Origin of the sequence: Rubrivivax gelatinosus (assembly GCF_004340905.1) — a bacterium.
Taxonomy (GTDB): domain Bacteria; phylum Pseudomonadota; class Gammaproteobacteria; order Burkholderiales; family Burkholderiaceae_C; genus Rubrivivax; species Rubrivivax gelatinosus.
Genome location: NZ_SLXD01000002.1, coordinates 208,946 through 230,739, shown reverse-complemented (window position 1 = coordinate 230,739; position 21,794 = coordinate 208,946). Strand labels below are relative to the sequence as shown.

Here is a 21,794-nt window from a genome sequence, read left to right as displayed (position 1 = left end):
CTCCTACCGATGAACACTCGACGCTTCCTTCCCATCGCTGCGGCCGTCGCGGCCATGTTCTGCGCCGGCGCCGTCCAGGCGGATTCGACGCAGCGTTTCGTGTCGCGCACCCCCGTGGCCAAGCACATCATCGTGCTCGTCGGCGACGGCATGAACATCGAGCACGAGATCGCCGCCAGCCGCTACCTGAGCGGGCGTGCACTCGACCTGTCCTTCCACAAGCTGCCCTACCGGGGCTTCCAGGCGCACTGGGACGTCAGCGCCTACAAGAAGCGCGGCGGCAGCTACGACCCGCAGGCCATCGACGCGCTGATCGGCTACGACCCGGCGCAGGGCGGTGCCAAGCCTTATCCGCTCGGCCCCGAACTCGACGGCGCCATGGACTACCACCTGCTCGCCGCCACCGACTCGGCGTCGGCCTCGACCGCCTGGTCCACCGGCTACAAGACCGACGACGGCAACCTGGCCTGGCTGCCGGGCGACCCGGACGCCGGCGGCAACCGCAGCGGCGACGGCTCGCTGAAGTCGATCACCGAGCACCTGCGCGAAGCCAAGGGCTACGCGATCGGCGTCGTCAGCACGGTGCCGTTCACGCATGCGACGCCGGCCGGCTTCGTGTCGCACAACAAGAGCCGCAACAACTACGGCGCCATCGGCACCGAGATCCTGCGGGTCAGCAAGCCCGAGGTCGTCATCGGCGGCGGCCATCCCGGCACCGACGGCAGCCCGACCTACAACTACATCGCCGAGAGCGACTACCTCGACCTGAAGAACGGCGCTCATGCCGGCGACTACGTCTTCGTCGAACGTGCCGCCGGTGTCGACGGCAGCCAGTCGCTGCTGGCCGCCGCTCAGCAGGCCGTGGCCGAGGGCAAGAAGCTCTTCGGCCTGTACGGCAAGGAGAAGGACGGCAATTTCGAGTCGCTGGAGCCGCAGGACCTGCCGGACACGCCGCTGGTCAAGCGCGCGACGACCGAGAACCCGACCTACGCCGAAGCCACCGTCGCCGCGCTGCAGGTGCTGGCGCAGGACCAGGACGGCTTCTTCCTGATGGCCGAGCAGGGCGACATCGACTGGGCCAACCATGCCAACGACTACAAGCGCATGGTCGGCACGATCACCGACCTGCACGAAGGCGTGAAGGCCGTCGTCGACTTCATCGACCGTCCGGGCGACCGCATCACCTGGGACAACACGCTGCTGATCGTCACATCCGACCACAGCAACAACTACATGCGGCTGCAAAAGCGCATGCGCGCCGGCGACCTGCCGACCCAGACCGCCAACTGCACCGGCAGCGCCTGCTATCCCGGCGGGGAGGTGAGCTTCGGCTCCACGGGGCACACCAACGAGCTGACCCGCATCTACGCCCGCGGCCGCGGCACCGAGCTGCTGCGCAAGGCCGAGGGCCGCTGGTACCCGGGCACGCGCATCGTCGACAACACCCAGCTCTTTCACGTGATGATGGAAGCTGCCGGCGTGCCGGTGGAGCCGGCGCTGAAGCTGGCCGAGTGATGCCCGGCTGAGCGCGGCTGTTGCGCCGCAGGAGCCCCGCCGCGTGCGGGGCTCGTCGTTTCAGGCCGTGACTTCGACGCGTGTGCCGTCCGGCGTCTCGATCACCGCTTCGTAGAAGCCGTCGCCGGTCCTGCGCGGCGCCGAGAGCAGGCAGCCTTCGGACGCACACAGCGTCGCCAGCGCATCGACGGCCGCCGCGTCGCCGAGCGAGATCGCGACGTGGTCCCAGCCGACGGCGTCGCCGGCGGGCGCGTCGGCCAGCCAGGGCGCGCTCATCAGCTCCAGCCGCAGCGCATCGCCGGGCAGCGTCGCGAAGACCGAGACGAAACCCGGCCGGCGTTCGCTGCGGTAGGGCGGGGCGATCGAAGCGCCGAACAGGCGTTGCCAGAAGGCGGCCGAAGCGTCGAGGTCGCGGGTCCAGAGGGCGACGTGGGCGAGGGGCATCGGGAGTCTCCGGTGAGAGCTCACACGGGTGCGTCGGCGCGCTGGACCGTGGCGCCGGCGGCGGCCAGCGCGGTGGTGTCGGCGTCGTGCTCGACGACCACCGTGCCCAGCGCCTGCAGCGTGCCGAAACGGTGCGGGGCGCGGCTGCCGAGCTTGTCGTTCGTCACCAGCACCAGGCGTTCGCGGCTGGCGGCGAGCAGGGCGCGTTTGAACTCGGCGTCGGCCGCGTCGTGCGCGCAGGCGCCGGTCTCGGCCGAGATCGCGCAGGCGCCGACGAAGGCGCGGGCGATGTCCAGGCGCTGCAGCGCCAGCAGCGCGGTGGCGTCGACGCAACCCCCGACCGTCGGATCGACGACGCCGCCGATCAGCAGCAGACGCAGGTCCGCGCGGCGCAGCAGCGCCGCGGCGATGTCGACCGAGTTCGTCGCCACGGTGAGTTCGTGGTCCTCGGGCAGCAGTTCGGCGAGCGCGAGGTTGGTGCTGCCGTTGTCGAGGAACAGCAGCTCGCCGCGGCGCACGGTGGCGGCCGCCGCGCGTGCCAGTGCACGTTTGCGCACGATGTCGACGCTGCTGCGGGCGGCCATCGGCAGGCCGCCCGGGGCGGGCGGCAAGGCGCCGCCGTAGACGCGTCGGCAGCGGCCCTCGGCCGCCAGCGCCCGCAGGTCGCGGCGGATGGCGTCTTCGGAGACGGAGAATTCGGCGGCCAGCGCCGCGGCGGCGACACCCTGGCCGGCGGCCAGGCGGGCGGCGATGAGGTCGCGGCGGGCAAGGGGGACGTCGTTGGCTTTCATGTGTTGAGCATAATCGTGCACAAACAAGAATACAAACGTGCATGAGCGTGATGTACTGATGGCCGGGATTACGTCGATAGGCGATATCTGTCGTCACGCGTAATGTCGTGCCATGCCCGCCGATCCCCGATCGCTGATCCTCAGCCTGCTGCTCGGCGCCGAACGCGGCGGCGACAACGCGCTGGCGGTGCCTGAACTGCTGGCCGCCGCCGCGCTGTTCGGCCTGCCGGAGAACGCCGTGCGGGTCGCGCTGACACGCGCTGCCGCGGCCGGCCTGCTGGTGTCGCCGGCACGCGGGCACTACGCGCTGGGGCCGGTGGCCCGGCCGCTGGCCGACGCGGTGCTGGCCTGGCAACGGCTGCCCGAACGCCTCGTCGACTGGCAGGGCGAGTGGCTCGCGGTGCACGTCGGCGCCGCCGGCCGCAGCGACCGGCCGGCGCTGCGCGCGCGGGAGCGCGCTTTCGGCCTGCTCGGCCTGGCCGAGTTCGAACGCGGCCTGCACCTGCGGCCCGCCAACCTGGTTGGCGGCGTCGAGACCCTGCGCGAGCGCCTGGCGGCGCTGCTGCCCGACGGCGCCGCCGCCGGCACGGTGTTCGTGATCGGCGGGCTGTCGGCCGCCGACAGCGCGCGCGCCTGCTCGCTCTGGGACACCGCGGCGCTGGACGCCGGCTACCGCGACGGCACGGCGCGGCTCGCCGCCTGGCTGGACGCCGCGCCCGGCCTGGCGCTCGAGCAGGCGGCGCGTGAATCCTTCGAACTCGGCGGCGAGGCGATCCGCCGCCTGGTCTTCGACCCGCTGCTGCCGGCGCCGCTGGTCGACGCCGAGGCCCGGGCGCGCTACGTGCGCACCGTCGAACGTTTCGATGCCGCCGGCCAGGCCCTCTGGCAGGGCTTCCTGGCCCGATCACGCGCCGCCCGCGCTGCCGAACCCGAGGAGATCCGCCGATGAACACGAACCACAGCGCACTGGCCGAGACCCACGAGGTCTTCAACGTCGGCGCCGAGCTGCCCGACCACGACGCCTACCGCAGCGACGCGGCGCTGGTCGAAGCCGTCGTGCGCGAAGGCGCGGCCTGGGCCGACGACGAGCTGAGTGACTTCGGCCGCCTGACCGGCGCCGCCGCCTACCGCGAACTGGGCGCCGAGGCCAACCGCCACCCGCCCGAGCTCGACACCCACGACCGTTTCGGCCGCCGTGTCGACCTCGTGCGTTTCCACCCCGCGTACCACGAGCTGATGCGCACGGCGATCGAACACGGGCTGCATTCGGCGCCGCACACCGCGCCGCGCGCGGGCGCCAACGTCGCCCGCGCGGCCCAGTTCTATCTACAGAGCCAGGTCGAGGCCGGCCACGGCTGCCCGGTGACGATGACTTTCGCCTCGGTGCCGACGCTGCGCACGACGCCGGCGCTGGCCGAGGCCTGGCTGCCGCGCATCACCGCACGCGTCTACGACCCGCGCAACGTGCCCGACGCCCAGAAGGCCGGCGTCACCATCGGCATGGCGATGACCGAGAAGCAGGGCGGCTCGGACGTGCGCGCGAACACCACCCAGGCACGGCCGGCCGGCGCCGGCGGCGTCTACGAACTCGTCGGCCACAAGTACTTCGTCTCGGCGCCGATGTGCGACGCCTTCCTCGTGCTGGCCCAGGCACCGGGCGGGCTGAGCTGTTTCCTGCTGCCGCGCTGGCGGCCCGACGGCACGAAGAACCCGCTGCAGCTGGTGCGGCTGAAACGCAAGATGGGCAATGTCGCCAACGCCAGCAGCGAGACCGAGCTGCGCGGCGCGCTCGCCTGGCGCGTCGGCGACGAAGGCCGCGGCGTGCGCACGATCATCGAGATGGTCGCCTGCACGCGTTTCGACTGCATGGTCGGCTCCAGCGCCGGCCAGCGCGCTGCCACGGTGCTGGCGCTGCATCACACGACGCTGCGCTCGGCTTTCGGCCGTCGCCTGGCCGAGCAGCCGCTGATGAAGAACGTGCTTGCCGACCTGGCGCTGGAGAGCGAAGCCTCGCTGGCGCTGACGATGCGCCTGGCGCGTGCGATGGACGCCCCCGGCGACGCCCACGAGCAGGCGCTGCTGCGCCTGGGCACGGCGATCGGCAAGTACTGGGTCTGCAAGCGCACGGCGGCCCACGCGGCCGAGGCGATGGAATGCATCGGCGGCAGCGGCGTGATGGAAGACAGCCCCTTCCCGCGGCTGTACCGCGAGGCGCCGGTCAACGCGATCTGGGAAGGCAGCGGCAACGTGCAGTGCCTGGACATGCTGCGCGCCGCCCAGAAGGCGCCGGCGGCGCTGCACGCCTTCTTCGCCGAGCTGGCGCGCTCGCGTGGCGCCGACCGCCGGCTCGACCGCTGGGTGGCGGCGCTGCAGGACGAGTTCACCGACCTCTCCGACCTGGAGTTCCGCGCCCGCGGCCTCGTCGACCGCATGGCGCTGGCGCTGCAGGCCTCGCTGCTGCTGCGCCACGCCCCGGCGGCGGTGGCCGACGCCTTCTGCGCGTCACGCTTGGACGGCGGCGGTGCGCGCCAGTACGGCACGCTGCCGCGTGGGGCCGATGCGGCGGCGATCGTCGCGCGGGCGATGCCGGTGTTGTAGCCGCTGACGATCGATGCTGCCCCCCAGGTCGGGGCTCGGAGGCGCGGTCCGTTTACCGTTGGTGACATCATGTCGCCATGAACGGAAGGGTCTATATCGCGGCTGCTGCATTCGCCGGTGATCGGCCCTGGACACCATCACCGTGGCATCCCGGCATTGCCGGCTCGGCGTCGTGAACGCCGAGTCCTACTATGCCTCGGTGTTTGCACCGGTCGCGGTGCGGGAACTGGGTGACGATCGTTTCGTCGCCGTCTCGCGTACCGGCGACCACCAACTGCTGAGTTCCGCGCAGTGGCAGGCCGCAGAAGGTGATGCGTCGTCGCTGCCGTTGCCGCTGCAGGCCTCGCTGAAGTCGCGTTTCCTGCTGCTCGCCAAAGCGCCTTCGCCCGGCATGCGACGCTTGGCGCGTTCGCTGCAGGCGGCCAAACGCGAGACGGTGCTGGCCGGCCCGTCGCTGCACATCCTGGTGACGACGCTGCAGTGCGGGCACAGCTGCGGCTACTGCCAGGTGAGCCGCTCGCGCGAGGGGGCGGGTTTCACGATCGAAGAACGCGATCTCGATGCGGCCTGCGACACGGTGTTCGAGAGCACGAGCCCGACGTTGACGATCGAGTTCCAGGGCGGCGACCCCTTGCTGCGGCCCGACCTCGTCGAACGCGCGGTGCGTCGCATCCACGATCGCAACCGCGGCGAAGGGCGCCATCTGCGTTTCGTCGTCGCCAGCACGCTCCATCAGCTCGATGCCGGGCTCTGCGACTTCCTGTGTGATTACGGCGTCTTCCTGTCGACGAGCATCGACGGGCCGTCCTGGCTGCACGACAGAAACCGGCCGACACCGGGGCGCGATTCGTACCGACGCACCGTGGCCGGCATTCGACTGGCGCGTGAGCGCATTCATCCCGACTGCGTCTCGGCCTTGATGACGACGACGCCGCACTCGCTGTCGCACCCCGAAGCGATCGTCGATGAGTACGCCGAGCTCGGGCTGCACGACGTTTTCCTGCGGCCCTTGAGTTCCTACGGCTTCGCTAAACGCAACCAGGCGCGCCTCGGTTATTCGCTCGAACGTTTCGAGGCGTTCTACCAGCGCGGCCTGGACCGCGTCATTGAATGGAACCGCCGCGGCGTGCCGATGCGCGAGGTCTACGCCGGCATCCTGCTCAACAAGATCCTGTCGCCGTTCGACAGCGGCTTCGTCGACCTGCAGAGCCCCTGCGGCGCCGGCTCCAGCGTGCTCGTCTACAACCACGACGGCTACGTCTACCCCAGCGACGAAGCGCGCATGCTGGCGGCCACCGGCGACCCGTCGCTGCGCTTGGGCCGCATCGGCGAACGCTTGAGCGACTTGCTGTCTTCGGGCGTCCAGCGTGCCTTGCACGCCGCCAGCCTGACCGCCGAGCATCCCGACTGCCAGCGCTGCGCCTACCAGCTGTTCTGCGCGCCCAATCCGGTCGAAGCCTGGGCCGCGCACGGCCGACCCGACGTGGCTCCGGCGACGACGGAGCACTGCCAGCGCCACCAGCGGCTGTTCGACTCGATGTTCCGTCGGCTGGACGCCGCCGACCCCGACTTGATCGACCTGTTCCACCGCTGGGCGCATCCACAGCACGAGGAGGCGAGCCGATGCGGCGCCTGAACGCCGGCGAGGCCCCGTGCGAAGGCGACGTCGTCCGCCGTGACGCGCGGTCCTCCCGCGTCGAGGTGCTGTACCGCGAGAGTGACCGTCATCACGCGTTGCTGCTGACCAACCGCTGCAACAACCACTGCCTGATGTGTTCGCAGCCGCCGACGTCGCAGGACGACGGTTGGCTGGTCGACCAGGCCTTCGAGGTGCTGAGCCAGATCCGCTCGGCCCCTGCCAGCCTGGGGCTGACCGGCGGCGAACCGTTGCTGCTGGGCCTGCCGCTGCGGGCGCTGCTGCAGGCGATCGGCGAACGTTTCCCGTCGACCTCGATCGAGGTCCTGAGCAACGGCCGCGCGTTGTGCGACGCCGCGTTCGCGTCGGCGCTGCTCGATGGCCTGCCGTCGCGTGTCAGCTGGCTGGTGCCGCTCTACGGCCCGGCCGACTTCGTGCACGACTTCGTCGTCCAGGCGCCCGGGGCCTTCGACGAGACGGTCGCCGGCCTGTTGGCGTTGCGCGCGCATCGCCAGCCGGTGCAACTGCGCATCGTGTTGATCCGGCCGGTGCTCGACGTGCTCGTCGAACTCTGCCGCTTCATCGGCCGCAACCTGCCGTTCGTGCGCGAAGTGGCGCTGATGGCCTGCGAGCCGATCGGTTTCGCGCTGGCCAACCGCGCTCTCTGCGAACTGGATCTCGCCGCCGAACACTCAACGCTGCTGGCCGCAACGCGCGAACTGGAACGCTTCCGCATCCCGTTCGTGCTGATGAACACGCCGCTGTGCACGCTGCCCCAGCGTCTGTGGCCTTCGGCCAGCCGCAGCATTTCTGACTGGAAGCAGCAGTACGTCGCCGAATGCGAGCGCTGTACGGTCTCCGAACGCTGCTGCGGCCTGTTCGCCTGGCACTCAACAGGCTGGAGGCCGGGTGCCATCCGGCCGATCGAAGGAGGAGTGACATGAGCCGTTTCGTCAAGGACATCGCCTTGTTCCTCGCCGGCGTGCCGCTGCTGCTGGGCCGGACCGGGGACAGCTTGGCCGCGGCCGCGCCGGTGACGAGCGACGACGCTTCCGCGGTGCCGTTGCGACCGCTCAACCTGGAAGGCGCGAACCTGTTCGCGGGACATCGTTCGCACTCCAGCCACAGATCGCATTCCAGCCACGCCAGCCACTCGTCGCACTACTCCGGCAGCAGCGGCAGTTATCGCGAGCCGAGCACGCCGCCGTCGTCTTCGTCGTCGGGGGACAGCCTTACACCGACGACACCGTCTGACGGCGGCACCCGCTACGACAACTCGGTGCAGCCGACCCAGCCCCGCCAGCGCCAGAGCACCGGGGCGGGCTCGTCGCTGGCGCCGGCTACTTCGCTCCCGTCGGCGGCGGATGTCGCGCCGCTGTCGAATCCGGAGAAACGCCGGCTGCAGGTCATGCGCGTGCAGATCGCGCTTCGCCAGCTCGGGCTGTACGGTGGCGTGGTCGACGGCGAACTGAACGCCGAAACCAAGCTGGGACTGCAGTACTTCCAGAACCTGAAAGGCCTGCCGCGCAGCGGCCAGATGACGACGCCGACGCTCAATGCGCTGGGAGTTCCGGCGGTCGAATAACTCAGGATACCCTTGATCTCAATTTTGTGTGCGCTGCTAGTAGGTGATGCATGATCGAATCATTTCTTTCTGACTTTCGTGGGTCGCCTCTTTCGGAGCCTCATCGCTCGTTCCTGCGTAAGTCCGTTGATAGGGGTTTTGACGTCTTTGTCACCGGCGTGGCCCAAAAGACAATTCGCCTTAGTTGGAAAGCTAAGGACGTTGGATATATAAATGGTGACGTTGTGCGTCGCAAAGCCTTGCTTGGATTGCATTTCGCCAGCTTCGGTAGGGCGACTGATGCGTGTCCGCCTCAAGTTGCTTCTGACCCGAATTCCTGGGTGGTGAACACATTTGGAGCTGTGCCATCAGATTTTGTGATTCATCGTGGCACGGGATCCAATAAGAATAATATCTATATTTTGCTTCGATCCGAGGTTTTGGCTTGGCGGCTAATTTGCGATGCGGCCGGCATTGCGAGCTTTGATGATGCCGTAGTGACGCGATCAAGAGGCCTCTATTTAGAGGGGAGGATCGTCGAGGTCATCAGTTCTGGCCGAGAACGAGATCCTCATGCTCGGCAGGCGTGCCTGGATCACTACGGATTCGATTGCCGAGCTTGCGGTGTAAATATCAAGCGCCGCTATTTCGGTCTGCCGACGGAGCTGGTTCATGTGCATCATGAGACCCCTCTGTCGTTACTTCCTGGTGAAACGGCAATCAATCCGGTTGAGGACTTGAAACCGCTATGTCCAAACTGCCACTCCGTGGCGCACTCGAAGACGCCACCCTATTCTGTGGATCAGCTGATTGAAATGGTTCGGCGCGGCTCCTTGGTTTAAGGGGCAGCGGGTTCTGGTCTGTGACTTTGTCGATCCAGATTATGTAATCGACCCGCGCATACTCTGCGATATGGTCGACACGACGTGCATTCAGCGCGGCATCAAAAAGGTGCTCGCCTCTTCGACCCGTGGGCCGTCGCGGCCACCTGCCGGCTCGAAGACCAGCCGGATCGTGCGCACGCGTTCGCCGCCCGCCACCGCTGGCGCGCGCACGCTCAGCGGCAGCGTGTGTTCGCCGGCCGGCGCCAGCTCGATGGTGCCGGCGCCCAGCACCTCGGCGCCTTCCAGGCCCTGCACCCGCGCCTGCAGGCGCCAGGCGTGTTCGCTGGCGTTGGTCAGGCGCACGCGGTAGACGTTCTCGACCCAGCCCGGCTCGGCTTCGCGCGCGAGCACGCCGCGGTCGCGCATCAGGTCCACACGCACCGGCGAACGTGTCACCAGCCCGGCGGCCAGCGCGGTGCCCACGCCCAGCAGCAGCGCGCCGTAGACCGGCACGCGCCAGCGCCGCGCCGGCGCCGGCTGGCCGTCGAAGCGGCGCTGGCTGTCGAAACGGATCAGCCCGCGTGCGTCGCCCAGCTTGTCCATCACGGTGTCGCAGGCGTCGACGCAGACGCCGCAGCTGATGCACTCGCTCTGCAGCCCGGCGCGGATGTCGATGCCGGCCGGGCAGACCTGCACGCACAGCGTGCAGTCGACGCAGGCGCCCTGGCCACGCGCGGCGGCGTTCTCGCCGCGCGCGCGGTGGCCCCGCGGTTCGCCGCGCTGGCGGTCGTAGCCGACGACGTAGGTGTCCGGGTCGAGCATCGAACCCTGGAAACGCGCGTACGGGCAAATGTGGCGGCAGACCTGCTCGCGCAGCAGTCCGGCGTTCAGATAGGTAAAGCCGCCGTAGACCAGGGCCCAGAAGGCGTACCAGCCGGCAGTGCCGGCGGCCAGCGCCGGCAGCAGCTCGCGCATCGGCGTGAACCAGGCGGCGAAGCTGATGCCGGTCCACAACGACAGCGCGGTCCAGGCCAGGTGCTTGCCGCCGCGGCGCGCGAGCTTGGCCGCCCCCCAGGGCGCCGCGTCCAGGCGCTGGCGCGCCGCACGTTCGCCTTCGAAATGCGCCTCCAGCCAGATGAACATCTCGGTGTAGACCGTCTGCGGGCAGGCGAAGCCGCACCACAGCCGCCCGGCCAGCGCGGTGACGAAGAACAGCAGCAGCGCGCTGAACACCAGCAGCCCGCTGAGGAACACCAGGTCCTGCGGCACCAGCACCAGGTCGAAGAGGTAGAAGCGCTGCGTCTCCAGGCTGAACAGCAGCGCCGGCCGGCCGTTCCACGGCAGCCAGGGCAGGCCGTAGAACACCGCCTGCGTCAGCCAGACCAGCGCCCAGCGCCAGCGCGTGTAGCGGCCGCTGGTCGAACGCGGGTGGATCTTCAACCGCGGCGTCAGCAGCGGCGTGTGGCCGTCGGCGGCCACGGGCTTCAAGGGGATCACGCGGGCGGGTGGGCTCATGGCGTCTTGCGGGAAGTCAAGCGCACTGTGCCGCGTCGAAACTGATCCGATAAGACTCAGAAGATGGCCAAAAGACCGGATCAGATGGCGGAGCCGAGGGCATCGCATCCAGCCGGGTTCGAAGGCGCTACAGTGGCTCGCCAACCCGGACCGGATCAGTGAAGCGCTACGAACGTTATGCCGAGGAGATCGCCGAACTGATCCGCAGCGGCACGCTGCGGCCGGGCGAGCGCCTGCCCTCGGTGCGCCAGGCCAGCGCCAGCCGGCGCATCAGCCCGGCGACGGTTTTCGAGGCCTATTACCGGCTGGAAGCGCGCGGGCTGATCCAGGCCCGGCCGCGTTCGGGCTACTACGTCGCCGAGCCGGTGGCCGCGCGTGCCGCCGAGCCGGCGACGGCCTCGCCGAGCCCGCGCACGACCGAGGTCGAGATCAGCGAGCTGGTCTTCGACGTGCTCGGCTCGACGCGCCGGCCCGACGTCGTGCCGCTGGGCTCGGCCTTCCCGAGCCCGGCGGTGTTCCCGCTGGACGCGCTGGCGCGCACGCTGACGCCTGCGATGCGCCGCCTGGACGCCGGCCGCATCGTCGAGGAACTGACCACCGGCAGCGAGGCGCTGCGCCGGCAGATCGGCCTGCGCTACGTCGTCGCCGGCACTGCGGTCGACGCGCGCGAGCTGGTCGTCACCGACGGCGCGATGGAGGCGCTGAACCTGTGCCTGCAGGCCGTCACGCGGCCCGGCGACCTGGTCGCCGTCGAGTCGCCGAGCTTCTACGCCGCGCTGCAGGCGCTGGAACGGCTGCAGCTGCGCGCCGTCGAGGTCGCGACGCACCCGCGCCACGGCGTCGAGATCGATTCGCTGGCCGAGGTGCTGCAGCGCCATCCGGTCAAGGCCTGCTGGTTCATGCCCAGCTTCCAGAACCCGCTGGGCAGCCTGATGCCCGAGGCGAACAAACGTGCGCTGGTCGAGCTGCTGGCGCGCCACGGCGTGCCGCTGGTCGAGGACGACGTCTATGGCGAGCTGCACTTCGGCGCCCGCCGCCCGCCGCCGGCCAAGGCCTTCGACCGCGACGGGCTGGTGATGCACTGCAGCTCGTTCTCCAAGTGTCTGGCGCCCGGTTACCGCGTCGGCTGGACGGCGGCCGGGCGCTACGCCCAGGCGGTGCAGCGCCTGAAGCTGATGACGACGCTGACCACCGCGATGCCTTCGCAGGAGGCGCTGGCCGCCTACCTGCAGCACGGCGGCTACGACCGCCACCTGCGGCCGCTGCGCCAGGCCCTGGCCGACAGCCAGGCGCGCATGCTGGCCGCGCTGGCGCGCCACTTCCCGGCCGGCACGCGCGTCACGCGGCCCGAAGGCGGTTACTTCCTCTGGGTCGAGCTGCCCGAAGGTGTCGACACGCTGCTGCTGCAGCGCCAGGCGGCGGCGCACGACATCGGCCTGGCGCCGGGGCCGCTGTTCTCGGCCGACCGCCGTTTCGCGCACTGCCTGCGGCTGAACTACGGCCACCCGGCCGATGCGCGCATCGAGCCGGCGCTGCGCACCGTCGGGCGGCTGGCGGCCGAGCAGCGGCGCTGAACGCCTGCGGCCTTCAGTACGGGCCCGGGCCGGTGACGACCGGCGGCACCAACGCGAACTCCGCCGCCAGCCGCCGCGTCGCCTGCGCCAGCAGCGTCGTGTCGATGCCGACGGCGACGAAGCTCGCGCCCAGCTCCAGGTAACGCCGCGCCGCGGCGACGTCGCCGGTCAGCGTGCCGGCGGCCTTGCCGCAGGCGCGGATGCGGCGGATGGCGCCGTCGATGGCCGCCTGCACCTCGGGGTGGTCGGGGCGGCCGCGGTGGCCCATCGAGGCGGCCAGGTCGGCCGGGCCGATGAAGACGCCGTCGACGCCGTCGACGGCGCAGATCGCTTCCAGGTCGTCCAGCGCGCGCCGGCTCTCGGCCTGCACCAGCAGGCAGACCTCGTCGTTGGCGAAGTCGACGTAGCCGGCGCGGGCGCCCCAGCGCGAGGCGCGTGCCACCGCCGAGCCGACGCCGCGCACGCCTTCGGGCGGGTAGCGTGTCGCCGCCACCAGCGCCGCGGCCTGCTCGGCGCTGTCGACCATCGGCACCAGCAGCGTCGCCGCGCCGATGTCCAGCACCTGCTTGACGAGCGCCGTCTCGCCCTGCACCAGGCGCACCACCGGGTGGCCGGGGTAGGGCGCCACGGCCTGCAGCTGGGCCAGCGTGCTGCGCACATCGTTGGGCGCGTGTTCGCCGTCGATCAGCAGCCACTGGAAGCCGGCGCTGGCGCAGAGCTCGGCGGTGTAGGGCTGGGCCAGCGACAGCCACAGGCCGATCTGCGGCTCGCCGCGTGCGAGCGCGGCCTTGAACGGGTTGGTCGTGGTCATGGGGGTGAGGCCCGGCGTCAGGCCAGGCCGCCTTCGCAAAGGTATTTGATGTGCTGGTAGTCGTGCAGGCCGTGCACCGAGCCTTCGCGGCCGTAGCCCGAGTGCTTGACACCGCCGAAGGGCGCGGCCTCGGCGGCCAGCGCGCCTTCGTTGATGCCGACGATGCCGGCTTCCAGCGCCGCGGCGACGCGGTGGATGCGTCGCGTGTCGCGGCTGTAGAAGTAGGCCGCCAGGCCGTAGGGCGTGCCGTTGGCGCGAGCCAATGCCTCGTCCTCGGTGTCGAAACGCGCCACCGGCACCACCGGGCCGAAGGTCTCCTCGTTGAAGCAGGCCATGTCCTGCGTGGCGCCGACGAGCAGCGTCGGCGCGTAGTAGTTCGGCCCGTCGGCCAGCGCGTCGCGCAGGCGGTGGCCGCCGACGACGACACGCGCGCCGCGCGCCACCGCGTCCTCGACGTGGCGCTCGATCTTCTCGACCGCGCGGCTGTTGATCATCGGCCCGATCTGCACGCCTTCGGCCTCGGCCGGGCCGACCTTCAGCGCGCGCACGCGCGCTGCCAGCTTGTCGACGAAGCGGTCGTGCACCGCACGCTGCACGTAGACCCGGTTCGGGCAGACGCAGGTCTGGCCGCCGTTGCGGAACTTGGCCGCCATCAGGCCGTCGACGGCGGCGTCGAGCTCGGCGTCGTCGAAGACGATGAAGGGCGCGTTGCCGCCCAGTTCCAGCGACAGCTTCTTCAGCGTCGCCGCCGACTCGCGCGCCAGATGCATGCCGACCGGCGTGCTGCCGGTGAAGCTGATCTTGCGTACGCGGTCGTCGGCCAGCCAGTCGCCGACGACCGCCGGCGTGCGCTGGCGCGAGGCGGCGACGAGGTTCAGCACGCCGGCCGGCAGGCCCGCCTCCTCGGCCAGTGCGGCCAGCGCCAGCGCGGTCAGCGGCGTGTCCTCGGCGGGTTTGGCGACGACGGTGCAGCCGGCGGCCAGTGCCGGCGCGATCTTGCGCGCGATCATCGCCGCCGGGAAGTTCCACGGCGTGACGACGGCGACGACGCCCACCGGCTCGGGCACCGCCAGCATGCGCCGTCCGCCGACCGGGCTGGGAATGACGTCGCCGTTGGCGCGGGTCGCCTGCTCGGCGAACCACTGCACGTAGCTGGCGGCGTACTGCACCTCGCCCAGGCCTTCGGCCAGCGGCTTGCCCTGCTCCAGGCTGATCAGCCGGCCCAGGTCGTCGGCATGGCGCTGGATCAGGTCGTGCCAGCGGCGCAGCAGCGCGGCGCGGCTCCTGGCCGGCGTCGCGCGCCAGCCGGCGAACGCGGCCTGGGCGGCGTCGGTGGCGGCGCGGGCGTCGGCCGGGCCGCCGTCCTCGACCGCGGTGATCGTCGACAGGTCGGCCGGGTTGCACACCGGCAGCGCCGGCGCCGGTTCGGCCGAGCCGACCCAGCGGCCGGCGATGAAGTGGCGGGTGCGGACCAGGTCCGCCCGGGTCAGGGTCAGGCTCATCGTGCGGGAAGGTGAGGGGGTCAGGAGACGATGCCCAGGTGCCAGGGCACGAACTCGTGGTCGCCCAGGCCGAGCAGCTCGCTCTTGGTCAGGTCGCCCGAGGCGGTGCGCAGGATCTGCGCGAAGATCAGCTCGCCCATGCGCGCGACGTCGACCTCGCCGTCGATGACGAGGCCGCAGTTGAGGTCCATGTCTTCCTCGAGGCGGCGGAACATCGGCGTGTTGCTGGCGAGCTTGAGTGTCGGCGCCGGCTTGCTGCCGAACATCGAGCCGCGGCCGGTGGTGAAGCAGATCAGGTTGGCGCCGCTGGCGATCTGGCCGGTGGTGGCCACCGGGTCGTAGCCCGGCGAGTCCATGAAGACGAAACCCGCCTTGTCGATCGGCTCGGCGTAGCGGTAGACCTCGACCAGCGGCGTCGTGCCGCCCTTCATCGCCGAGCCCAGGCTCTTCTCGAAGATGTTGGCCAGGCCGCCGGCCTGGTTGCCGGCGCCGACGACGCCGTTGAACTGGGCGTTGTGGCCGCGCGTGTACTCGGCCCACCAGGCCAGGCGGTCGAGCAGCTTCTGGCCGACCTCGGGGCTGACGGCGCGGCGCGTCAGCATGAACTCGACGCCGTGGATCTCGGGCGTCTCCGACAGGATCGCGGTGCCGCCGTGGCGCACCAGGATGTCCATCGCCGCGCCCAGCGCCGGGTTGGCGCCGATGCCGGAGAAGCCGTCGGAGCCGCCGCACTCGAGCCCGACCTTGAGGTGCTCGGCGCTGACCGGCTGGCGCCGCGCGGCGTCGGCCGCCGGCAGCATGGCCTGCACCGCGGCGATGCCGGCCTCGATGCTCGCGCGCGTGCCGCCGCTGTCCTGCATCACCAGCGTGCGCAGCATCGGCCCGGGCTCCAGGCCTTGCGAGGCCAGCAGGTCCTGCATCTGGTTGCGCTCGCAGCCCAGGCCGACGATCAGCACGCCGGCCAGGTTGGGGTGGCGCGCGTAGCCGGCGATCGTGCGCCGGAGCAGCTCGAAGTGCTCGCTGGGGCTGGACATGCCGCAGCCGCTGCTGTGCGGGAAGGCGACGACGCCGTCGACCTGCGGCCAGGCCGCCAGCCGCGTCGGCGTGAAGTGCTCGGCGATGCGCCGGATCACCGTCGCCGAGCAGTTCACCGTGCTCAGGATGCCGATGAAGTTGCGTGTGCCGACGCGGCCGTCGGCGCGCACGAAGCCCTGGAAGCGCGCACGTTCGGCCGCCGGCAGGTAGTCGACCGGGCGCACGTCCAGGCCGAAGCCCGGGTCGCGGTACTCGTCGACGAGCGCCAGGTTGTGGCCGTGCACGTGCTCGCCGGCTTCGATGTCGCGGGTTGCCGCGCCGATCACGACGTCGTACTTGCGCACGCGTTCGCCGGCGGCGATGCGCCGCGCGGCGATCTTGTGCCCGGCCGGCAGCTGCGCCTTGGTGCGCAGGCCGAACTCGGGCAGCTCCTGGCCGAGCGCGAGTGCGTCGCGCACGACGAGCACGTTGTCGTTCGGGTGCAGGCGGATCAGCGGCGAGCTCGTCTTCACGTCAACCCTTGGCGATCAGCTCGCGCAGCTTCAGGCGTTCGATCAGCTGCGTCTCCTTGCGGTAGACCGCGGCGACGTACTTCTCGTAGTCGGGGCCGTCCAGGTACATCGGCGGCGCGTCGATCTTGTCGCAGGCGGCGATGAACTCGGGGCTGGCGGCGGCGGCCCGGAAGGCCGCGCGCAGCCGTGCCTCGACCGCGGGGGGCAGGCCCTTGGGCGCGCCGACGCCGTTGGGCGCGTCGACGACGACGTCCCAGCCCAGGTCGCGCAGCGTCGGTGCATCGGGGAAGTCGCGGGTGCGTGTTTCGCCCCAGGTCGCCAGCAGGCGCAGCTTGCCGGCCTTGACGTGCGGCGCCCAGGACGTCGAGTCGGCCAGCGCGTCGAGCTGGCCGCCGAGCAGGTCCTGCAGCGCCGGCGCGCCGCCCTTGTACGGGATGTGGTTGAGCTGGATGCCCGCGGCCAGCGCGAACTCCTCCATGCCGACGTGCGTCGCGCCGCCGATGCCGGCGCTGCCGTAGGCGATGCGGCCGGGTGCGGCCTTGGCGGCGGCGACGAATTCCTTCAGCGTCTTGTACGGCGAATCGCTGCGCACGACGATGCCGAAGGTCTGGCCCGAGGTGCGCGCCAGGTAGCTCAGGTCCTTCAGCGGGTCGAGCTGCACCGAGCCGAGCTGGGCGAAACGCGTCACCGAGATCGGGATCTGGCCGATCGTGTAGCCGTCGGGCTTGGCGCTGGCCATCGCTCTCAGTCCGAGCATGCCGGAGGCGCCGGCGCGGTTCTCCAGCACGATGGTCTGGCCGAGCTGCCGCGCCGCGGCGTTGCACAGCGCGCGCATCGTCATGTCGGCGCTGCCGCCGGCCGGCCAGGGGCAGATGAAGGTGATCGGCCGCTCTGGGAAGTCGGCGGCGCGAGCGAGGCCGCTGGCCCCGGCGACGGCGGCACCGAGCGTGCCGAGGACGAACTGGCGTCGTGGGATCCGCATGTCTTGTCTCCTGATCTCTTGGTTTGTCGGGCGGATGCTGGCCATTCTGGTGCTGCGCATCATCACGAACCAATGAGGAAGTGGACAGGCTTCATGTCGTATTCTTCATGTAACCCTGTCCCGGAGACCGAACTTGAGCGACATCGACCGTGTGCTGCGATCCAACCTCAAGCTCAAGCATCTGCAGCTCGTCGTCGCGCTCGACGAGTTCCGCCACCTGGGCCGCGCCGCCGAGTTCCTGTCGCTGACGCAGCCGGCGGTCAGCAAGTCGCTGGTCGAGATCGAGCGCCTGTTCGGGCTGGACCTGTTCGTGCGCTCCACACGCGGCACCGAGCCGACGGCCTACGGCGAGAAGGTGGCGCGTTTCGCCCGCGCGGTGCTGGCCGACTACGACCGCACGCGCGAGGACATCGCGATGGTCGCCAGCGGCGGGGCCGGGCGCATCCGCGTCGGCGCGATGGTCGTCGCCACGCCGACGCTGCTGGTGCCGGCGGTCGAGCAGCTCAAGCGCGAGTCGCCGCACACCGCGGTGTCGGTGGAGGAGGGCGACCTGTCGCGGCTGCTGCCGCGGCTGCGGGTCGGCGAACTCGACTTCATCGTCGGCCGGCTGGAGCCGGGTTATTCGGCGCCCGACCTCGAGACCGAGGCCTTGTACCCGGAGCCGATGGCGGTCGTCGTCGCGCCCGGCCATGCGCTGGCCGAGGCGGCGGCGCCGGGCTGGGCCGAGCTGGCCGCCGCGCCCTGGGTGGTGCCGCCGGCCTGGGCGTCCTCGCGCATCAAGCTCAACCAGATCTTCTATCGCCACGGGCTGCAGCCGCCGGCGGACATCGTCGAGAGCGCGTCCTTCCTCGTCACGCTGAACTTCGTGCGCCAGCGCGGTTGCGTCGGCTTCGTCGCACGCGGCGTGGCCGAGCATCTGCGCCACCAGGGGCTGGCCGTCGTGCTGCCACTGGCGGTGCCGATCGAGCTGCCGCCGGTGGGCATCATCCAGCTGCGCAACGGCCTGCGCACGCCGGCCGGCGAGCGGCTGCTGGCGGCGCTGCGCGGCCGCGCCGCCCTGTGCGCCGCGGCCTCGGCTCCCCCCTGAAGCGCTGTGCCGGCCGGCCTGCCTAGGGGGTGACGCACCCCGACCGCCTTCCTACAGTCCGTCCTCCTTCTGGAGGATGTCGCGATGGCGGGAACGGCGGACAAGGTCTTTCTGCGTGCCTTCAGGTGGTTTCAGGCCGCGGTGGCCGAGTTGCAGTCGCAAGTCCCGCTGCCGGCGCTGGCGACCCCGCTGGGCGACGCGCTGCGCACCCGGCTCGGCCTGCAGCTCGACAAGACCGAGGCCACGGTCGACCCGGCGGGCTTTGCCGCCACCCATGCGGCGGCCGAGTCGCTGGCGCTGGCCACGCTGGTCACCGGCGAGACGCTGGCCGCGCTGCGCACGCTGGGCGAGGTGCTGGCCGACCTGCAGGCCGGCGCCGCCGACCTCGGCGACCTGGTCAAGGTCGTGCGCCAGATCGACCGCCTGCTCGGCGCCAGCCCGGGCAAGCCGCCGTCGGCGTATTCGCTGGCCAAGCTGCTGCTGATCGTCTCCGGCGACGCCGACGAGCCCGACAACCGCCCGCCGGCGCGCCGCCTGGTCTACCTGCTCAAGGGCGAGAACCCCGACGGCAACGCGCTGTCCGACGCCGCCGTCGCCGAGCCGCAGGCCATCGTCGCGCTGGCGCTGATGGCCGTGGGCACCGTCATCGACCGCGGTTTCGGTGGCGACGACGCCGACGCCGGCATGCCCGCCGCAGCGCTGGCGGCGGCGATCCCGCTGCCGGCGGCGCAGCTGACCCGGGAGTTCGAACTCGCGAAGTCGGCCGACGCCGCGCGCAAGCTGGTGCTGCAGCTCGGCTGGGACGGCGCCGCGGCGCCGCCGAAGCTGCACGCGCGGCTGCGCAGCACGCTGGCCGCCGAGCAGGCCGCCGGCGACGGCTTCGTCGTCGGCCTGACGGCCAGCCACGAGGTCGCGCTGGCCTTCGCCTTGCCGCCGCTGGCGCCGCTGCCGGCCAGCCTGCCGCGGCCCGAGTTCAGCGGCGCGGTCGAGATCGGGCTGGTCTTCGGCCGCCGCAACGCCGCCCAGCCGCTGCGCCTGGGGCCGGCCGACGGCACGCATTTCTCGATCGGCGAGCTCTCCGGCGCCATCGTGCTGAAGAACCTGGAGCCGCGGCTGGAGTTCGACCTGAAGGACGCCCGCCTGGTGCTGAAGGTCGGCGACGACCCCTTCCTCGGCGCCATCCTCGGCGACCAGATCGAGGTCGCGCTGGCCTTCGGCCTGGTCGCCGACCGCGCCGGCGGCCTGCGGCTGAAGGACGGCACCGGGTTGCGCGCGACGATCCCGCTGGAGGCGATCCCGAACTCGCCGGTGCAGATCCCGTTCCTGACCTTCGAGCTGCGCAAGGCCGACGGGCTGAACCGCGTCGAGCTCGAGCTCTCGGGCTCGTTCCAGGTGCAGATCGGGCCGTTCCAGGGCTCGATCGACCGCCTGGGCACGACGCTGAACCTGCAGAACCTGCTGGCCGGCGTGGCCGCCGCCGACTGGGGGCTCAAGCCGCCGTCGGGCGCCGGGCTGGCGATCGACGCCGGCGTGTTGAAGGGCGGCGGCTTCCTGCTCTTCGACCCGCAGCGCGGCGAGTACGGCGGCATCCTCGACATCCGCCTGATGCAGATCGGCGTCAAGGCGATCGGCCTGCTGGGCACGAAGAACCCGCAGGGCTGGTCGCTGCTGCTGATCATCGCCGCCAACCTGCCGCCGATCCAGCTCGGCTTCGGCTTCACGCTGACCGGGCTGGGCGGGCTGATCGGCGTGCAGCACACGATCGACCGCGACGTGCTGTCCGGCGGCCTGGCCAGCGGCTCGCTCGACAGCTTCCTGTTCCCGCAGAACCCGGTGGCCAACGCGCCGCAGCTGTTCAACCAGCTGCGCGTGATCTTCCCGTTCAAGGCCGGCGGCTTCGTCATCGGGCCGATGCTGGAGCTGGGCTGGGGCACTCCCAGCCTGGTCACCGCGCGCCTCGGGCTGCTGATCGAACCCAGCCAGATCGTCTTCGTCGGCCAGGTCATCGTGCAGCTGCCGCCGCTGGTCGACAAGAGCCTGGCGATCCTGCGCCTGCAGGTCGACTTCGCCGGCGGCGTCGTCTTCGACCCGCTGCAGATCTGGTTCGACGGCGTGCTGCGCGACTCGCGCGTGCTGTTCATCTCGCTGCACGGGCAGTTCGCCTTCCGCGCCGTGTTCGGCGACCGGCCGAGCTTCCTGATCAGCGCCGGCGGCTTCCACCCGCGTTTCACCGACCTGCCGCCGGGCCTGCCCAGCCCGTTCCAGCGCGTCGGCTGCGAGTTCTCGATCGGCATCGTCGGGCTGAGCTTCGACGGCTACTTCGCCGTCACCTCGGCGACGGTGCAGGGCGGCGCCGCGCTGCGCGTCTGGGGCGACGTCGGCATCGCCAGCTTCGAGGGCGGCTTCGAGTTCAACGCCATCGTCTACCTGGTGCCGAAGTTCCGCTTCGAGACCGACATCCACGTCTACGCCGGCGTCGAGGTCTTCGGCATCGACTTCGCCAGCGTCGACATCTACGGCCTGCTGGCCGGCCCCGGGCGCTGGCACATCGTCGGCCGCGCCAAGGTGCACACGCCCTGGCCGCTGCCGGACTTCAGCTTCCACGTCGACGAGGAGTGGGGCGAGGAGCGCGAGACCGTCGTGCGCCGCGTGCGCCTGGTCGACGCGCTGCGGCCCGAGCTGGAGAACGCGGCCAACTGGTCGGCGCAGCTGGCCCAGGACGGCGACGCCTTCGCCAGCTTCGCCAAGCTGCCGCCGCCTCCGGCCGACCAGCCGGCGCCGCTGATCGCGCATCCGAACGCGGTGCTGCAGTTCGTGCAGAAGCGCCTGCCGCTGGCCAAGCGGCTGGACAAGCTGGGCTCGGACACGATCGAAGGCGAACGCGAGATCGCGATCGAGACGCTGCTCTTCGGCGACGTGGAGAAGGCGCCCGACCGCACGCTGGCCGACAACTTCCCGGCGGCGCAGTTCCTGGCCATGAACCAGGACGACCTGCTCGGCAAACCGTCGTTCGACCGCTTCACCTCGGGCCTGGAAGCCGGGCAGCGCGAGTACCGCTTCGGCGCCCCGGTCGCCGAGGTCTTCGACTACGAGGAGGTCAACCTGTCGATCGACAAGAGCGACGGCCGTCTGGCGCTGCCCGGGCTGGCGCTGGCCGCCCACCGCGAGTGGGCGCTGGAGCTGGGCGCGGCCGGGCGTTCGGCGCTGCGCCGCAAGCGTGCGCTGTCGCCGGCCGACGAGGTCAAGCTGGGCGTCAGGCCGCCGCCGCTGGCGACGCTGGACCCCGCCCTGGGCACGTTGGCGGCCCAGCCGCTGGGCGGCCTGGCGGCGAGCTCGTTCTTCCACGCCGAGGACGTGGCGGCCGGTGCGCTGGTCGTCGAGCAGTTCGAGACGGCGTTCTGACG

At 71.0% G+C, this 21,794-nt stretch carries 17 protein-coding genes; 10 read left to right on the top strand and 7 right to left on the bottom strand.

The annotated features are described in order from the left end of the window. Positions 1–9: 9 nt before the first annotated feature. On the top strand, positions 10–1,515 hold the full coding sequence (locus EV684_RS04265) for an alkaline phosphatase (RefSeq protein ID WP_132644968.1): 1,506 nt from the start codon (positions 10–12) through the stop codon (positions 1,513–1,515). A 60-nt stretch (positions 1,516–1,575) separates the two neighbouring features. Here EV684_RS04265 and EV684_RS04260 read toward each other — a convergent pair whose 3' ends face one another. Further along, positions 1,576–1,959: a VOC family protein gene (locus tag EV684_RS04260; protein ID WP_132644967.1), complete on the bottom strand. Its 384-nt coding sequence runs from the start codon at positions 1,957–1,959 to the stop codon at positions 1,576–1,578. A 20-nt stretch (positions 1,960–1,979) separates the two neighbouring features. Then, positions 1,980–2,750: a DeoR/GlpR family DNA-binding transcription regulator gene (locus EV684_RS04255; protein ID WP_132644966.1), complete on the bottom strand. Its 771-nt coding sequence runs from the start codon at positions 2,748–2,750 to the stop codon at positions 1,980–1,982. 112 nt (positions 2,751–2,862) lie between these two features. On the opposite strand from EV684_RS04255, the gene EV684_RS04250 reads away from it, so the two are divergent. The 6 genes from EV684_RS04250 (at position 2,863) to EV684_RS04225 (ending at position 9,390) form a co-directional block, all read left to right on the top strand. Continuing rightward, a complete protein-coding gene (locus tag EV684_RS04250) occupies positions 2,863–3,699 on the top strand; it encodes a PaaX family transcriptional regulator C-terminal domain-containing protein (protein WP_132644965.1) in 837 nt (278 codons plus the stop codon). Further along, complete coding sequence (locus EV684_RS04245) at positions 3,696–5,348, top strand: isovaleryl-CoA dehydrogenase (RefSeq protein ID WP_132644964.1); 1,653 nt, start codon at positions 3,696–3,698, stop codon at positions 5,346–5,348. The genes EV684_RS04250 and EV684_RS04245 overlap by 4 nt, the downstream gene beginning before the upstream one ends. Positions 5,349–5,520: 172 nt before the next feature. Further along, a complete protein-coding gene (gene hxsB / locus EV684_RS04240) occupies positions 5,521–6,984 on the top strand; it encodes a His-Xaa-Ser system radical SAM maturase HxsB (RefSeq protein WP_132644963.1) in 1,464 nt (487 codons plus the stop codon). Further along, complete coding sequence (gene hxsC, locus EV684_RS04235; protein ID WP_132644962.1) at positions 6,972–7,928, top strand: His-Xaa-Ser system radical SAM maturase HxsC; 957 nt, start codon at positions 6,972–6,974, stop codon at positions 7,926–7,928. Before hxsB ends, hxsC begins: the two co-directional genes overlap by 13 nt. Next, on the top strand, positions 7,925–8,569 hold the full coding sequence (gene hxsA / locus EV684_RS04230) for a His-Xaa-Ser repeat protein HxsA (protein ID WP_165908396.1): 645 nt from the start codon (positions 7,925–7,927) through the stop codon (positions 8,567–8,569). The genes hxsC and hxsA overlap by 4 nt, the downstream gene beginning before the upstream one ends. Before the next feature lie 50 nt (positions 8,570–8,619). After that, positions 8,620–9,390 carry an HNH endonuclease gene (locus EV684_RS04225; protein ID WP_132644960.1) on the top strand — a complete coding sequence of 257 codons (771 nt, stop codon included), beginning with the start codon at positions 8,620–8,622 and terminating at the stop codon, positions 9,388–9,390. Positions 9,391–9,480: 90 nt separating this feature from the next. On the opposite strand, the gene ccoG is transcribed toward EV684_RS04225, so the two are convergent. Next, positions 9,481–10,887 (bottom strand): cytochrome c oxidase accessory protein CcoG, encoded by a 1,407-nt coding sequence (gene ccoG / locus EV684_RS04220; RefSeq protein WP_165908395.1) that lies wholly within the window; start codon positions 10,885–10,887, stop codon positions 9,481–9,483. A 158-nt stretch (positions 10,888–11,045) separates the two neighbouring features. Between ccoG and EV684_RS04215 the strand changes: the two genes are divergently transcribed. Next, on the top strand, positions 11,046–12,461 hold the full coding sequence (locus tag EV684_RS04215; protein WP_132644959.1) for an aminotransferase-like domain-containing protein: 1,416 nt from the start codon (positions 11,046–11,048) through the stop codon (positions 12,459–12,461). A 13-nt stretch (positions 12,462–12,474) separates the two neighbouring features. On the opposite strand, the gene hpaI is transcribed toward EV684_RS04215, so the two are convergent. From hpaI to EV684_RS04195, 4 genes are read right to left on the bottom strand one after another with little or no spacing between them, the layout of a single operon-like run. Continuing rightward, entirely contained in the window at positions 12,475–13,272 is a 798-nt protein-coding gene (hpaI, locus tag EV684_RS04210; RefSeq protein WP_132644958.1) for a 4-hydroxy-2-oxoheptanedioate aldolase, read from the bottom strand. Between the two features lie 17 nt (positions 13,273–13,289). After that, the gene (locus EV684_RS04205) at positions 13,290–14,774 is read right to left on the bottom strand and encodes an NAD-dependent succinate-semialdehyde dehydrogenase (protein WP_132644957.1); all 1,485 of its coding nucleotides are present in this window, start codon (positions 14,772–14,774) and stop codon (positions 13,290–13,292) included. Between the two features lie 20 nt (positions 14,775–14,794). After that, entirely contained in the window at positions 14,795–16,321 is a 1,527-nt protein-coding gene (locus EV684_RS04200; protein ID WP_132644956.1) for a UxaA family hydrolase, read from the bottom strand. 1 nt (position 16,322) lies between these two features. Beyond that, on the bottom strand, positions 16,323–17,303 hold the full coding sequence (locus EV684_RS04195; protein WP_132644955.1) for a Bug family tripartite tricarboxylate transporter substrate binding protein: 981 nt from the start codon (positions 17,301–17,303) through the stop codon (positions 16,323–16,325). A 133-nt stretch (positions 17,304–17,436) separates the two neighbouring features. Here EV684_RS04195 and EV684_RS04190 point away from each other — a divergent pair, with 133 nt between their 5' ends. Both EV684_RS04190 and EV684_RS04185 read left to right on the top strand, forming a co-directional pair. Beyond that, positions 17,437–18,390, top strand: a complete 954-nt coding sequence (locus tag EV684_RS04190; protein ID WP_132644954.1) for a LysR substrate-binding domain-containing protein — start codon at positions 17,437–17,439, stop codon at positions 18,388–18,390. 84 nt (positions 18,391–18,474) lie between these two features. Next, positions 18,475–21,792: a DUF6603 domain-containing protein gene (locus EV684_RS04185; protein WP_132644953.1), complete on the top strand. Its 3,318-nt coding sequence runs from the start codon at positions 18,475–18,477 to the stop codon at positions 21,790–21,792. Positions 21,793–21,794: the final 2 nt, after the last annotated feature.

What these genes read in the sequence shown, in the direction of transcription:
- EV684_RS04260 (WP_132644967.1), bottom strand. Translation starts at nt 1,959, where the DNA reads ATGCCCCTCGCCCACGTCGCCCTCTGGACCCGCGACCTCGACGCTTCG.
- EV684_RS04205 (WP_132644957.1), bottom strand. Translation starts at nt 14,774, where the DNA reads ATGAGCCTGACCCTGACCCGGGCGGACCTGGTCCGCACCCGCCACTTC.
- EV684_RS04250 (WP_132644965.1), top strand. Translation starts at nt 2,863, where the DNA reads ATGCCCGCCGATCCCCGATCGCTGATCCTCAGCCTGCTGCTCGGCGCC.
- EV684_RS04255 (WP_132644966.1), bottom strand. Translation starts at nt 2,750, where the DNA reads ATGAAAGCCAACGACGTCCCCCTTGCCCGCCGCGACCTCATCGCCGCC.
- EV684_RS04245 (WP_132644964.1), top strand. Translation starts at nt 3,696, where the DNA reads ATGAACACGAACCACAGCGCACTGGCCGAGACCCACGAGGTCTTCAAC.
- EV684_RS04195 (WP_132644955.1), bottom strand. Translation starts at nt 17,303, where the DNA reads ATGCGGATCCCACGACGCCAGTTCGTCCTCGGCACGCTCGGTGCCGCC.
- hpaI (WP_132644958.1), bottom strand. Translation starts at nt 13,272, where the DNA reads ATGACCACGACCAACCCGTTCAAGGCCGCGCTCGCACGCGGCGAGCCG.
- EV684_RS04225 (WP_132644960.1), top strand. Translation starts at nt 8,620, where the DNA reads ATGATCGAATCATTTCTTTCTGACTTTCGTGGGTCGCCTCTTTCGGAG.
- hxsC (WP_132644962.1), top strand. Translation starts at nt 6,972, where the DNA reads ATGCGGCGCCTGAACGCCGGCGAGGCCCCGTGCGAAGGCGACGTCGTC.
- EV684_RS04185 (WP_132644953.1), top strand. Translation starts at nt 18,475, where the DNA reads ATGGCGGGAACGGCGGACAAGGTCTTTCTGCGTGCCTTCAGGTGGTTT.
- ccoG (WP_165908395.1), bottom strand. Translation starts at nt 10,887, where the DNA reads ATGAGCCCACCCGCCCGCGTGATCCCCTTGAAGCCCGTGGCCGCCGAC.
- EV684_RS04265 (WP_132644968.1), top strand. Translation starts at nt 10, where the DNA reads ATGAACACTCGACGCTTCCTTCCCATCGCTGCGGCCGTCGCGGCCATG.
- hxsA (WP_165908396.1), top strand. Translation starts at nt 7,925, where the DNA reads ATGAGCCGTTTCGTCAAGGACATCGCCTTGTTCCTCGCCGGCGTGCCG.